Origin of the sequence: Nocardia jinanensis, from assembly GCF_014645735.1 — a bacterium.
GTDB lineage: Bacteria > Actinomycetota > Actinomycetes > Mycobacteriales > Mycobacteriaceae > Nocardia > Nocardia jinanensis.
Genome location: NZ_BMMH01000002.1, coordinates 156406 through 168996, shown reverse-complemented (window position 1 = coordinate 168996; position 12591 = coordinate 156406). Strand labels below are relative to the sequence as shown.

Annotated in this window: 10 protein-coding genes; 5 read left to right on the top strand and 5 right to left on the bottom strand. The window is 67.3% G+C overall.

The window, feature by feature from the left end; genetic code table 11:
• Nucleotides 1-122 precede the first annotated feature (122 nt).
• The gene (locus tag IEY68_RS05390) at nt 123-1145 is read left to right on the top strand and encodes an RsbRD N-terminal domain-containing protein (RefSeq protein ID WP_156426239.1); all 1023 of its coding nucleotides are present in this window, start codon (nt 123-125) and stop codon (nt 1143-1145) included.
• 39 nt (nt 1146-1184) lie between these two features.
• Entirely contained in the window at nt 1185-2222 is a 1038-nt protein-coding gene (locus tag IEY68_RS05385) for an alpha/beta hydrolase (protein ID WP_058855399.1), read from the top strand.
• A gap of 187 nt (nt 2223-2409) precedes the next feature.
• On the opposite strand, the gene IEY68_RS05380 is transcribed toward IEY68_RS05385, so the two are convergent.
• Nucleotides 2410-3996 carry a GMC family oxidoreductase gene (locus IEY68_RS05380; RefSeq protein ID WP_058855400.1) on the bottom strand — a complete coding sequence of 529 codons (1587 nt, stop codon included), beginning with the start codon at nt 3994-3996 and terminating at the stop codon, nt 2410-2412.
• Between the two features lie 228 nt (nt 3997-4224).
• Between IEY68_RS05380 and IEY68_RS05375 the strand changes: the two genes are divergently transcribed.
• Nucleotides 4225-4866, top strand: a complete 642-nt coding sequence (locus tag IEY68_RS05375) for a hypothetical protein (RefSeq protein ID WP_058855401.1) — start codon at nt 4225-4227, stop codon at nt 4864-4866.
• 13 nt (nt 4867-4879) lie between these two features.
• On the opposite strand, the gene IEY68_RS05370 is transcribed toward IEY68_RS05375, so the two are convergent.
• Complete coding sequence (locus tag IEY68_RS05370) at nt 4880-5461, bottom strand: TetR/AcrR family transcriptional regulator (protein WP_082681427.1); 582 nt, start codon at nt 5459-5461, stop codon at nt 4880-4882.
• A 91-nt stretch (nt 5462-5552) separates the two neighbouring features.
• On the opposite strand from IEY68_RS05370, the gene IEY68_RS05365 reads away from it, so the two are divergent.
• Nucleotides 5553-6386 carry an acyl-CoA thioesterase gene (locus tag IEY68_RS05365; protein WP_058855403.1) on the top strand — a complete coding sequence of 278 codons (834 nt, stop codon included), beginning with the start codon at nt 5553-5555 and terminating at the stop codon, nt 6384-6386.
• A gap of 10 nt (nt 6387-6396) precedes the next feature.
• Here the strand turns inward: IEY68_RS05365 and IEY68_RS05360 are convergent, their stop codons facing one another.
• Nucleotides 6397-8115, bottom strand: coding sequence for a GMC family oxidoreductase N-terminal domain-containing protein (locus IEY68_RS05360; RefSeq protein ID WP_058855404.1), 1719 nt, complete (start codon nt 8113-8115; stop codon nt 6397-6399).
• A gap of 116 nt (nt 8116-8231) precedes the next feature.
• Between IEY68_RS05360 and IEY68_RS05355 the strand changes: the two genes are divergently transcribed.
• Nucleotides 8232-8927, top strand: coding sequence for a TetR/AcrR family transcriptional regulator (locus IEY68_RS05355; RefSeq protein ID WP_058855405.1), 696 nt, complete (start codon nt 8232-8234; stop codon nt 8925-8927).
• A gap of 29 nt (nt 8928-8956) precedes the next feature.
• On the opposite strand, the gene IEY68_RS05350 is transcribed toward IEY68_RS05355, so the two are convergent.
• Together IEY68_RS05350 and IEY68_RS05345 are read right to left on the bottom strand one after the other, a co-directional pair.
• Nucleotides 8957-10168 carry an AI-2E family transporter gene (locus IEY68_RS05350; protein WP_058855406.1) on the bottom strand — a complete coding sequence of 404 codons (1212 nt, stop codon included), beginning with the start codon at nt 10166-10168 and terminating at the stop codon, nt 8957-8959.
• Nucleotides 10169-10741: 573 nt separating this feature from the next.
• A complete protein-coding gene (locus IEY68_RS05345) occupies nt 10742-12067 on the bottom strand; it encodes a family 1 glycosylhydrolase (protein ID WP_058855408.1) in 1326 nt (441 codons plus the stop codon).
• Between the last annotated feature and the right edge of the window lie 524 nt (nt 12068-12591).

The window sequence follows — 12591 nt, the reverse complement described above, 5'->3', positions numbered from 1 at the left end:
TGGAGGGAAACTCGTTACCGTCTTGTGATCGAACCCAAACCGCGGCTCGGTCACTGATGAACTGTCCGGACAAACGGTGGATCGTCTCGATCGGCGGCGAGAGAGGTTACTGTTCGGTAGTTATGGTGGGCAGTAGAGCCGATTCCGGGACAACGGACCTGGAAATTGAACTCGTGGCGCATCTGCGGCGCCGCGATCGCTTCACGGGGACCGCAGATGTTGTCACTACGGTTCGGCACTGCCTCGCCGATATAGCGGAAGATCTCGCACCCGCACCCGAGGCCCCCGCCGCCGCTCCACCGGCCCTCGTCGCCGCGGCGGTGCGCTGGGCGCGTGAGGGGGTGGCGCTGGAAACGGTGCTCACCGCATGTCACGGATGTGCGCGGGATGCACTCGAATTCCTCGCCGAACGGATCGCCGACGCCGCATTGCGGGCCGAGGCGATGGTGGACGGCGCCCGGCTGATGGTACGGGTGGTGGAGGTCGTGACCACTGCCGCTGCCGCGGCGTATCTCGACGAACACCGTGTCGTCGCGCGGGAGCACCAGACCTCCGCGCAGACGATGGTGGCCGCACTGTTGAGCGGGCACGGTGTGGCCACACTGGCCAAACGCTCGGGCATCCGGGTGGCGCCCGCATATCAGGTTGTGGCCCTGGCCATCCCGCCACACGCCGAGGAACGTGCCGGCGGTCTCGAAGCGGTATCGGCGGCCCGCCGGAAGCTCCGCCGCGTGCAGGCGGCGCTGGGTACTCCGCTGGGATCGCGGTCGCTGTCGCTGCTGCGCGCCGATGGTGGCACCGTACTGATTCCGCTGGAGTCCGCAGAGTGTGTACCGGGTGACCGTACGGCCCCGGGGGTGATGAGCGCGGAAGTGCTGCAGCTGGTGGCCGAGGCCGCCGAGGTGCGGCCGACAGCGACCGTGGCCGCCGGTACGACGGCGGAGGTGCCCGAATTGGCCGGCCGTACCCACGATGTGCTGGACCGACTCCGGGCCAGTGGGCAGCCGCCGGGTCTGTACCGGCTAACCCACGACGCTACTGCCGAGCACGACGGCGCGGCGGTAGACGCGAGGCAGGTACACCGGCTACCGCGCCCGGCCGGCACAGGACGCCGTACCCGGCCGGGTAAACCGGGTGCGGCGTGACGCACGGGCCGGTGTACGAGCATTACTGCGAGGTATGAGATGAGATCACGGATTTGGGTCCTGGCTGCCCTGGCGGTGCTGGGCGCGGTTGCCGGCACGCCGGCTCCGGCCGGTGCGGACCCGGTGGCTCCGGCCGCGCCGGGTTCGCGGGCCCCGGTCACGAGTGAACCGCACTCCAGCGCACAGTTGCTGCGTGTCCAAGTGCTCGACGATCGGCGGATCCGGCTACATATCCGCTCGGTCGCCATGGGCCGGGAGATCGCGATCGACACACTCGTCGGCTCCGGTCCGGCACCGCGGCCCACGCTGTACCTCCTCGACGGCGTGGACGGCGGTCCGACCTCGGGCTGGCTGACCCGGGGCGGCGCCGCCGAGTTCTTCGCCGACAAACCGGTCGACGTGGTGCTGACGACCGGTGGTACGGCGAGTATGTACGCCGATTGGATGCGGGTGGACGCCGCCCTCGGGCTGAACCGCTGGGAGACCTTCCTCACCGAGGAACTGCCACCCATCGTCGAGAAGTATTTGGGCTCCAACAAAACCCGTGCTATCGCCGGGGTATCCATGGGCGCGCAGGCAGCGATGATGCTGACCCAGCGGCACCAGGGCTTCTACCAGGGTGTCGCGGGGATGAGCGGCTGCTATTCCACCTCCGACCAGCTCGGCCGGGCGGTGACGACCATGACCGTCGCTTCGCGTGGCGGGAATCCGGAGAACCTGTTCGGGCCGCCCGCGTCGCCGGAGTGGCGCGCCCACGACAGCCTGCTGGGGGCGGATAAATTGCGGGGCACCGAGATCTACGTCTCGGTGGCCAATGGCGCCCCGAGTAATGCGGCGCTGATGTCGGTCGGTGACAGCCCCGAGATTCTGGCGGTTCTGCTCGGCGGCGGATCGCTGCTGGAATCGGGTGCCCGGTTGTGTACGCAGCGATTCGCCGACCGTCTCACGGAATTGAATATCCCGGCAGTGGTGGATTATCTGCCCGAGGGAATGCATTCGTGGCCGGATTTCGAAGTGCAATTGCACCGCAGCTGGCCGACACTGAGCGCCGCTCTGGAAATCCCGCTGGAATCCTGAATATCGCAGGGCCGGCGACCGGCGGGTTCGGTTCGCATCCCGCCGTCGTTCATTCGCGTCGGCGGCAGTGGGCCCACCGGGTGGCTACCGCTCATGCCATCCGGTGGGCCTCTTCCTATTCGGAGATCTGCCGGATCCGGTCGCCACCGGTCCCGTACCGCGTCCGGGCCGGTGGCGTCGGCTGCCTTTACCCGCGTGTGAGAAAATCGGCGGCCTGGGCCCCGATGAACATAGTGGGCGCGTGCGTATGCCCGCGGACCAGCACCGGCATGATCGATGCGTCGGCGACTCGCAGCCCCTGGACGCCGCGCACCCGGAGTCGCGGATCCACCACGCTGTTCTCGTCCGACCCCATCCGGCACGTACCGGCCGGGTGGTAGAGGGTGTGGGCGTACCCGTTGAGCGCCAGCGCCCGGGTCGCTTCCGCGGCCCCTTCGCCGGGTGCGTCCGGTGGGTAGCAGAGGGGGCCGAGTACTTCCTTCATGGCCGCGGTATCGGCGATTTCGGCACAGTGCCGCAAACCGGCCATCAACGCCGCCCGGTCGATCCCCTGTTCGTCGGAGAGGTACTTCGGATCGATCACCGGTTTGGCGAGCGGATCCTTCGAGGCCAGCGTGATCGTGCCGCGACTGTGCGGGCGCAGTAGGACGGTCGCCAGGATGACGCCGTGTGCGGTCGGGTCGATGAGCCCCTCGTGGTAGAAGGGGGCGGGCGCGTAGACCAGCTCGAGGTCGGGGTGTTCGAGTTCGGCGCGGCTGCGGACGAAACCGTACGCTTCACCGACATTCGAGGTGAGCATGCCGCGATGCCGCAGCAGGTAGTTGACCAGCTGGGCCGGCTTCTCGGCGTCGAACAGCGAATCGGCGCTCACCCCGTACCCGAGTCCGGTGACGAGATGATCCTGCAGATCGGCCCCGACCGCGGGTGCGTGCTGGAGCACCTCGATCCCGTGCCGTTCGAGCTCGGCGCGGTCGCCGATCCCCGAGAGCATCAACAACTGAGGGCTGTTGATCGCACCGCCGCAGAGTACGACCTCCTTGCGGGCCGTCACCTTCTCGATCCGGCCGCCGCGCGAGTATTCGACACCGACGGCCCGGTTACCGTCGAACAGCACCCGAGTGGCGGTCGCCTCGGGATAGACCTGGAAATTGCGCCGCTTCAGTGCCGGCCGCAGGTAGGCGTCGGCGGTGCTCCAGCGCCGTCCCTTGTACTGGGTGACCATGGTCTGACTGAACCCCCGCGGCTCGGCCGCGTTCGGTTCCTCGACGGTGAAACCGCGTTCTGCCACCGCACGGAGGTAGGCGCCCGTCGACGGGCGCGGACTGCGCTGATGCGAGATGTGCAGGGGCCCGCCGGTGCCGTGCTCGGGGCTGGTGGCGCCTTCGACGTCCTCGATCACGCGGAACTGCTCGACCGCCTTGTCGAAACCCCACTCCGGGCCCGCGGCGACCGACCACTCTTCGTAGTCGGCGCGGAAACCGCGTACCCACATCTGGGCATTGAGGGAGGACGAACCACCGAAGGTCTTGCCGCGCGGCCAATAGATCTGCCGGTTGTCGAGCTGGGGCTGCGGTTCGGTGAAATAGTCCCAGTCGTAGGCGGTGCGGAAGAGTTTCGAGAACGCGGCCGGTATATGGATGAATTTGTCCTTGTCGGCCGGGCCGGCCTCGAGCAGGATCACCGAGCGGCCCGGATCCGCGCTGAGCCGGTCACCGAGCAGGGCTCCCGCCGATCCCGACCCGACGATCACATAGTCCGCACTGACTTCTGTCACCTTCGCACCTTTCGATCTCGTGTACCGCAAACATACGAGAGCCGGGGCGGATGTGGAGCATCTTCGCCTCGGCGTCTCGAATCCGAGACTTGCCGGACCCGGATGCGGTGAACTCGGGGGACCGCGCAGGCCCGGCCGGCGACGGGTAGCAGCCCGTGCCGCGTGCCGAATCGGATCGAAAACCGCGTTCGCGGGTGACATCGCGCGCTACCGGGGTATAACCGGCGCATGAGTTACCCGGTGGACTTCGGGGTGCTGCAGGCCGGTTCGATCGTCGCGATCATCCTCGGTGTGGCCCTGCTGGTTTCGGCGTTGATCGCATTTCGTAAGAGAGGGCCGCGGACCTTGATCGCCCGCGGTGCCGGTGGGGCGCTACTACTGGCCGCCGCGGCGCTGGTGCTGTGGATCGTCACACTCGTCCAGACCTACCTGGGACTGACGGGCGAGGTCCGGGCGGCGCATGTGGTCGTATCGCCGGTATCCGGTGCCGAGCATCAGCTCGAGGTGGAGCTGACGTTGTTCGACGAGGACGGTGGGACCGCCGAGCGCAGTACGCACCGGGTCGAGGGCGATATGTGGGTGTTGCAGGCGCAACTGGTGGAGCTCGAACCCTGGGTGAACGCGCTCGGCTTCCATTCCGGATACAAGGTGTCACGCCTGTACGGGCAGCGGCTCGACGGTGTGGCCACCGCGCAGAACCATATCTTCCTCAACGGCGGAGATCGCGACTTCTTCGAGGATATGAGTGAAAACCGCTGGTTCACTTCGCCGTTCGTCCGATCGGCCTACGGGAACGCGGTGATCGCGACGCCCGGTGAATACGATGTCCTCATCTCGCGGGACGCGATCAAGACCCGGACGGTGGAGTGAACCGGTCCCCGGGTCACTTCTCCTCGACCGCGATCCGGCAGATCTCGCTCAGTTCCTCGACGACCGTATCCAGAGCGGCCGGGCCGCGTTCGGTACGCGCGACTATCAAGGCGCCTTCCAGTGCGCTGATCACCAGCAGGGCGATGGACCGGGCCCGTTCCGGTCGTGCCCCGTCCTCGACGAGTTTGGCGGCGATGAGTTCGCGCAGGCTGTCGAACGCCGATCCGGCGGCCGTGACGGCGCCGGGTTCGTTGCCCAGTGCGGCCGCGGCGATCGGGCAACCCAGCGCGTAATCGTTCTCGTCCAGCCCGCGGGCCAGCATATCGGCGAGCGCGCGTAGCGCCGCGGAGGATTGTGCGGCGCCCAGTGCTCTGGTCACCCCGGTGGTGACCCGCCTGCTCGCCGCCTCGGTCGCCTCGGTGATCAGCTGTGCGCGGCCACCGGGGAAGTGGTGGTACACCGAGCCGCGGGGCGCGCCGCTGGCCTGGAGAACATCGGTGAACGAGACGGCCGCGACGCCGCGCCGCCGGATCAGCGAGATCGCACTGTCGATCATCGCCGCCCGTGGGCCGTCGGGATCCTTCGGTCGTGGCATAGTTGCTCCCTCTTGCCTCTGATTACTATGTATGTTGTCATACTTACGATTACTTCGCCGCCGCAAACGGCCCAAATCTGCAGGAGGATCTGTGACCGGGATCGACGCGCCGACCCATCCCTTCGATACGGCGATCGCCGTGGAGTACACCGAAGCGCACCAGTTGGCCGGTCACACCTGCCCCGATTACGCGAATATGGTCGGCCCGTTCGGGGGAGTCACCGCGGCGGCACTGTTGCGGGCGGTGGAACGGCATCCCGAGCGACTGGGCGATCCGCTCTCGCTCACCGTGAACTACACCGGACCGATCGCCGACGGACCTTTCGAGATCACCGCGCGGCCTGTCCGCACCAACCGCACGAATCAGCACTGGCTGCTCGAACTCATGCAGGACGGCGCGGTCGCCGCCACCGCGACCGCCGTATTCGGAGTCCGGCGCGACACCTGGTCGGACCTGGAACTGACCATGCCGTCGGTGCCGGGGCCCGACGAGGCCGTGCCGCAGATCTTCCCGGACTTCATCGCGTGGGGCCGTAACTACGATCTACGCTTCGTCGCCGGAGCCGTGCCCGATATCGAGTCCAGCGCCGGGATTCCGGAGAATCCGGATTCGGTGAGCACCCTGTGGCTGCGCGACAGTCCGGCCCGCCCGCTAGATTTCGCCGCGCTCACCGCGATGTCGGACGCGTTCTACCCGCGTGTGTTTTTGCGGCGCGGCCGCTACCTCCCGGCCGGCACGATCTCGCTCACTGTGTACTTCCACGCCACCGCCGAGGATCTGGCCGCCCAGGGCACCGAGTACCTGCTGGGCCGAGCCCGCGCGAACCGCTTCGGGCACGGGCATTTCGACCAGAACGCCCAGCTGTGGGGTCAGGACGGCACCCTGCTGGCGACCAGTCACCAGCTGGTCTACTTCAAGGGCTGAGCCCCCCGGCTCAGCCGGCGGCCGGGTCGTTCACCGCCACGATCGGCAAGCGCAGCGCGCCCGGCGCCGAGTCGGGGACAGCCGGGGATTTCGGCGCCACCGGCGCGATCCGGCGGTACGGTGCGTCCTGCGTGGGCCGAGGATCCTGTTCACCCTTGTTCGGCCAGTACGCGGCGGCCCGCTCGGCCTGCGCGGTGATGGTCAGGGACGGGTTCACCCCGAGGTTGGCCGATACCGCGGCTCCGTCCACCACGCTCAGCGTGGGGTAGCCGAAGACTCGGTGGTACGCGTCGATCACACCGGAGTCCCGGTCTGCGCCGATCGCGGCACCGCCGAGGAAATGCGCGGTGAGCGGGATGTTGAACACCTCGCCCCAGGTTCCACCCGCGGTCCCGCCGATCTGCTCGGCGACCCGCCGGGTGGCCTCGTTACCTGCCGGGATCCAGGTGGGATTGGGTTCGCCGTGCCCTTGCTTGCTGGTGAGTTTGCGGCCGAACAACCCGCGGGTCGTATAGGTGGTGATGGAGTTGTCCAGGTGCTGCATCACCAGCGAGATGATGGTGCGCTCGCTCCAGTTGCGGACACTGAGGAAGCTGAGCAGCAGTAAGGGATGGCGCAACGCGGTACCGAGGAACCGCAGCCAGCGCGGAACCCGGCCGCCGCCGTCGACCATCAATGTCTGTAGCAAACCCATCGCGTTGGAGCCCCGGCCGTAGCGCACGGGCTCGATATGGGTATCGGGGGTGGGATGGATCGACGACGTGATCGCCACGCCGCGGGTGAAATCCTGTCCCGGTGCGAGCTTCTTGGTGGCGGCGCCGACGATCGATTCGGAGTTGGTGCGGGTGAGTAGGCCGAGGCGGTCGGACAGCTCCGGCAGTACCCGGCGGTCCCGCATCTCGTGCAGCAGTCGCTGGGTCCCCAGAGTTCCTGCCGCGACCACGACCTGCCGGGCGGTGTAGGTGGTGCGCTGTTTGCGGACCCAGGCGCCGGTGCGCTGTGCCGACACCACCCAGCTGCCGTCCGCTTGCGGCCGCAGCTCGGTCACCGTCGTCATCGGCACCACCTGCGCCCCGGCCTGTTCGGCGAGATACAGATAGTTCTTGACGAGGGTGTTCTTCGCGCCGAACTTGCATCCGACCATGCAGTCGCCGCATTCCAGGCAACCGGTGCGGGCCGGTCCCACGCCGCCGAAATACGGGTCGTCCACCGTTTCGCCGGGTTCGCCGAAGAACACCCCGACCGGTGTCCGCACGAAGGTCTCGCCGACGCCCATATCGTCGGCGACCTGTTTGAAGACTTCGTCCGCCGGCGTCATATGCGGGTTCTGCACCACGCCGAGCATCCGTTTCGCCTGTTCGTAGTACGGCGTGAGTTCGCCGCGCCAGTCGGTGATATCGCGCCACTGCGGGTCCTGGAAGAACGGCTCCGGCGGGACGTAGAGGGTGTTGGCGTAGTTGAGCGATCCGCCGCCGACCCCGGCGCCGCCGAGGATGAGCACATTGCGCAGCGGGTGGATGCGCTGGATGCCGTAGCAGCCCAGTTTCGGCGCCCACAGGAACTTACGTAGTTCCCAACTGGTTTTCGGGAGCTCGTCGTCGGCATAGCGGCGGCCGGCTTCCAGGACACCGACGCGGTAGCCCTTCTCGACCAGTCGCAGGGCGGTGACACTGCCACCGAACCCGGAGCCGACGATGAGGACATCGAAATCCGTGGCCGCCTCGGACATGGGGCTTCTCCTTGGTTCGGATGGTCAGCAGTGACGTGCGGTAACATTAACATAGTCGAACGGAAGCAACGCTCACTATTGTTGACAGTGCTCTCTCAATTGGTCAGGCTGAGGGGATGACTACACCCCGCGCCCGCGCCCGGGTCCAGACGATGACCGATATCAAACGGATCGCGCGCGAACATCTTGCCACCGACGGCGCCGCCGCCCTGTCGTTACGCGCGGTGGCCCGCGATCTGGGCGTGGTCTCCTCTGCGGTGTACCGCTACGTCCGCAGCCGCGACGAATTGCTGACCCTGCTGGTGGTCGACGGCTACGACGCGCTGGGTGATGCCGTCGAGGCCGCGATCGCCGCCACACCCGACGACCCGATCGAACAGTTGCGTATCACCGCGCGCACCGTCCGCGCCTGGGCACTCGCCGAACCCGCCTGGTACGGCCTGTTGTTCGGCACCCCGGTACCGGGATACGCCGCTCCGGCCGATCGCACGGTCACCCCGGGAACGCGGGTGATCGTGACACTGATGCAGCTTTTCGACGCGGCCCACCGCCGGGGGCTGCTCATGCCTCCGGCGGCGAACCTGCTGCCGCTCTCCGGACCTCTCGCCGGCGATTTCGTCCGGATCCGAGCCGAGTTCGGACTGGATGTGCCGGACTGGTTGCTCGCGCGCGGGCTCACCGTCTGGTGCGCGTTGTTCGGTGCCGTGAGCTTCGATGTTTTCGATATGTACGGTGCGGATACTTTCGCCGACCGGGAGCAGGTCTTCGAAACCCATATCGCCGCGCTGGAAACCCTGCTCGGCGCGACGTGAACACGTGCCCCGGGCAGGCCGCTGCGGACCTACTTCCCGGTTCCCGCGGACTCCCCGGCTTTCCCGGTATCCATTTCGGGCCCGGCCGGATCCGTCGCCGGTTCCCCGGCCGGCTCGGATTCGGCCACCGCCACATCGATCTGTTCGCTGATGTACCGGACCACCACCGCGACGACAGCCACCACCGGTACCGCCAGGAACGCCCCCGTGATGCCGTACAGGGTGCCACCACCGGTGACCGCGAGCAGGACCACGACCGCGTGCAGCTTCATGGTGCGGCTCTGTAGTACCGGTTGCAGCACATTACCCTCGAGCTGCTGGACCGCGATGATGATGACGAGCACGATCAGGGCCGTGGTGAACCCGTTGCCCACCAGCGCGACGAGTACCGCCAGCGCACCGGCGACGAACGCCCCGACCATGGGGATGAACCCACCCAGGAACGTCAGTGCCGTGAGCACCCCCCACAGCGGTACACCGAGCAGTACCAGCCCGAGACCGATGAAGAACGCGTCGATGAAGCTGACCAGCGCCTGGGTGCGGATGAATCCGCCGAGCACATCCCAGATCCGCACCAGCACTTCCTCGAAATGCCGGCCGCTGCGCCCGCCGGTGAACTTGTGCATCCACGGGACGAATTTCGGCCCGTCCTTGACGAAGAAGAAGCAGAGAATCAGCACCAGGAATATGGTGACCAGCACCGAAGTGGCGGTGCTGACGCCGGTGAAAACGCCCGAGGCGATCTGTTCGGCGCTGGACTGTAAGCGCGACACCACCGCGTCGACCGCCGAGTTCAGTTGTTCGTCCCTGATGTTCAGCGGCGGGCCCTGCATCCAGTCCCGCACGGTGTTGATCCCCGTGGTGGCCTTGTCGGACAGTTCGGGCACCTGATCCACCACCGAGGGCACGATCAGGGCGATACCGCCCGCCAGTACGCCGATGAACCCGACCACCGTGAGCGAGGCCGCCGCGGCCGGTGGTAGCCCGGCCTTCACCAGCAGACGCGTCGGTGGCCAGAGCACCGTGGACACCACGATCGCGAGCAGTACCGGCAGCAACACCACCCACAGCCGCGCGGCGAGGAACCCGAGAACCCAGGCCCCGGCCGCGATCGCGACCACGCATACCGCCCATTTCGCCAGCCACAGCACCCCGGAACCGAATACGGTCCCTCGATCGGGCGGCCTGGTGGAGCCGGCGGAGCGAGTGCGGTCGGCGCGGTTTTCCTTCTCCCCGTTCACCCGGCCAGTCTCGCACGTCCGGTCCCACCCGGCACCGCACCGGATCGGGCCGAATGGGTCACAACGCCACGCCGGGATTCATGATGCCGCGCGGGTCGAACGCCCGGCGCAGCTTCGTGCTGCCCGACCCCGTCCCGCGAACGCCTCCTGGCTGACCCCCGCCGAACGCGAGGTGCTGGAAGCGGATGTCGCCGCCGACGCCGAGCAGATGAGCTCCGGCCACAGCGTCCGCGGTGTCCTCGGCAACCGCAAGGTCTGGTTGCTCGGTCTCGGATACTTCGGACTGGTCTACGGCCTGTACTGGTCAATACGATCGGCAACCTCGGTGGCTTCGCGGGCCCGTACATTTTCGGCTGGGTCGAGGACGCCACCGGAAGCGACGACACCGGCCTGCATCTGATCGCCGGACTGTCGGCCATGTCGGCCGTAATCGCATTCGCGGTATCGCGATGGCGCTCTCTCGGCAGCGGCGGCGCGGGGTCCGGGCAGCCTGCCGCGAAGTCCGGTGGAACACCGCCGGCACCCGTCGAAGTCGGCCGAGCGGCCCACGCGATCAGGCCATCGTGGCGTGGATCAGCGCGGCACGGTGACCTGATCGGTACAGCTGGTGAGTCCGTCGACGATCGAGCAGGTCGCGGGCTCCCGCGTCGGCCGGTAGTTGCCCGGAACTCCGCCGCGCCCGGTAATCGCGGTATAGGCTGCCACGGCATCGGTGGGGCGCCGGGTGAGCGTGGGATCGCCGAGGACATCGACGGTGTATAGCCCGAACCGCGGCGTGTAGGAACCCCATTCGTAGTTGTCGGTGAGGCTCCAATAGTTGTAGCCCATGATGTTCATCCCGTCGGCGGACGCGCGCTGCAACCAGTAGACGGTATCGCGCAGTAGGTCGGCGCGGGTGTAACCGTCCGCTCGCGGTTTCCCGTTCTCGGTGGGCATCCCGTTCTCGACGATGTAGAGGGGTTTGCCCGGAAAACGCCTCGCGTAGTGGTCGAGGGCGTAGTAGATACCCTCGGCCTGCAGCGACAGCGTCCACAGCTTGCTCGGGTCGGGGACCTGCGCGAGCACACCGGCGGGGGAGAACCCGTAGTAGTAATCGATACCGATGTAGTCGAGTTTCGCGCCGACCCGGTCGAGGAACGCCCCGTTCGCGGCGTCTTCGGCGGCCGGGATGTAGGCGACATTGCTGCTCACCATCGCCCCGGGTTGTATCCGGTGGATGTGGTCGTATATCGCGTTGTGGGCGGTCGCCAATCGGTCCTGCATCGCGGGGATATCGGTCAGCCCGATTCCACCGTGGCGCACTTCGTTCATCAGATAGGCCGCGGGTTCGTTGAAGGTGATCCACAGCGGATCGTGCCGCGCGTACCGGTCGACCACTTTCCGGGCGTTGGCCAGCCAGTCGTCGACCATTCCAGCGCGCCGCCAACCACCCTGATCCGCCTGCCAGCCCGGGTACACCCAGTGATCCAAAGTCAGCATCGGGCGCATACCCGCGGCGCGGATGGCCCCGACGACCTCGTCGTAGAAGCGGAACCCGTCCTCGTCCCATGCACCCGGTGCCGGTTGTACCCGCGCCCATTCGATCCCGATCCGGTAGGCGCGTACTCCGAGCTGTTCGGCCAGCGCGATATCGGAGTGGTAGCGCGAGTAGAAGTCGACGGAATCACGATAGGGGTCGTCGGTTTTCCCGGCTGCGATATAGCGGGTCCAGTTGCTGTCCGGCGCATGGCCTTCGGACTGGAACCCGGAGGATGCGACACCCCACAGGAAGCCGGATCCGAGCGGAGCGACCTCGACCGGGGGAGCGGGGCGGCCGCCGGCCTGTCCCGCTCCGAGTACGACAGCGCCCGCGGCTACAGCACTGGTGGTCAAGAATCGGCGACGGTTCACCGGGCCCATCGGATCGTCTCCTGCTCGTTGTTCGTCTGCACGGCGCTCGCATCAGACTAGCGGCGCGACACCGGAATCGGGTCGAAGCGTCCGCATCTCCTCCTCGCCGCAGCACCGGGGGAGCGCGGCCTTCGATCGGCCCGGGCCGCGTTGCCGGTGTAGGTATGCGCGGGATGACGACCGGTCCGAAGGGAGATGTCCCTGTCTTCGCGTCGCTACGCGAACAGTGCGCCACCGATTGCAGTCGAGAATAGGTTATCAAGATATGCGCATCTAACTATGAATAGCGGTCAGGCTGCCCGGGCCGTCCGGCTGCTGAAAGAACTCTATGTACCCCACGGCCACTGCGCCTGTACGGGATCGCGCCGGCGGGACGGCATCGTTATCCGGGGGAGCGGGGTTGGCGGGCCGGCGTCGTCCCTGGAAGGTGCGGCGTAGGTCGCCGGTCCATTGGTCGGGGATTTCCCAGGGAATGAAGTGGCCTCCGCGGTCGTGGACCGTGAGCTGGAGCGAGAGCGCTGACACGAGGGATC

What these genes read in the sequence shown, in the direction of transcription:
- IEY68_RS05355 (WP_058855405.1), top strand. Translation starts at nt 8,232, where the DNA reads ATGACTACACCCCGCGCCCGCGCCCGGGTCCAGACGATGACCGATATC.
- IEY68_RS05390 (WP_156426239.1), top strand. Translation starts at nt 123, where the DNA reads ATGGTGGGCAGTAGAGCCGATTCCGGGACAACGGACCTGGAAATTGAA.
- IEY68_RS05385 (WP_058855399.1), top strand. Translation starts at nt 1,185, where the DNA reads ATGAGATCACGGATTTGGGTCCTGGCTGCCCTGGCGGTGCTGGGCGCG.
- IEY68_RS05345 (WP_058855408.1), bottom strand. Translation starts at nt 12,067, where the DNA reads ATGGGCCCGGTGAACCGTCGCCGATTCTTGACCACCAGTGCTGTAGCC.
- IEY68_RS05360 (WP_058855404.1), bottom strand. Translation starts at nt 8,115, where the DNA reads ATGTCCGAGGCGGCCACGGATTTCGATGTCCTCATCGTCGGCTCCGGG.
- IEY68_RS05375 (WP_058855401.1), top strand. Translation starts at nt 4,225, where the DNA reads ATGAGTTACCCGGTGGACTTCGGGGTGCTGCAGGCCGGTTCGATCGTC.
- IEY68_RS05370 (WP_082681427.1), bottom strand. Translation starts at nt 5,461, where the DNA reads ATGCCACGACCGAAGGATCCCGACGGCCCACGGGCGGCGATGATCGAC.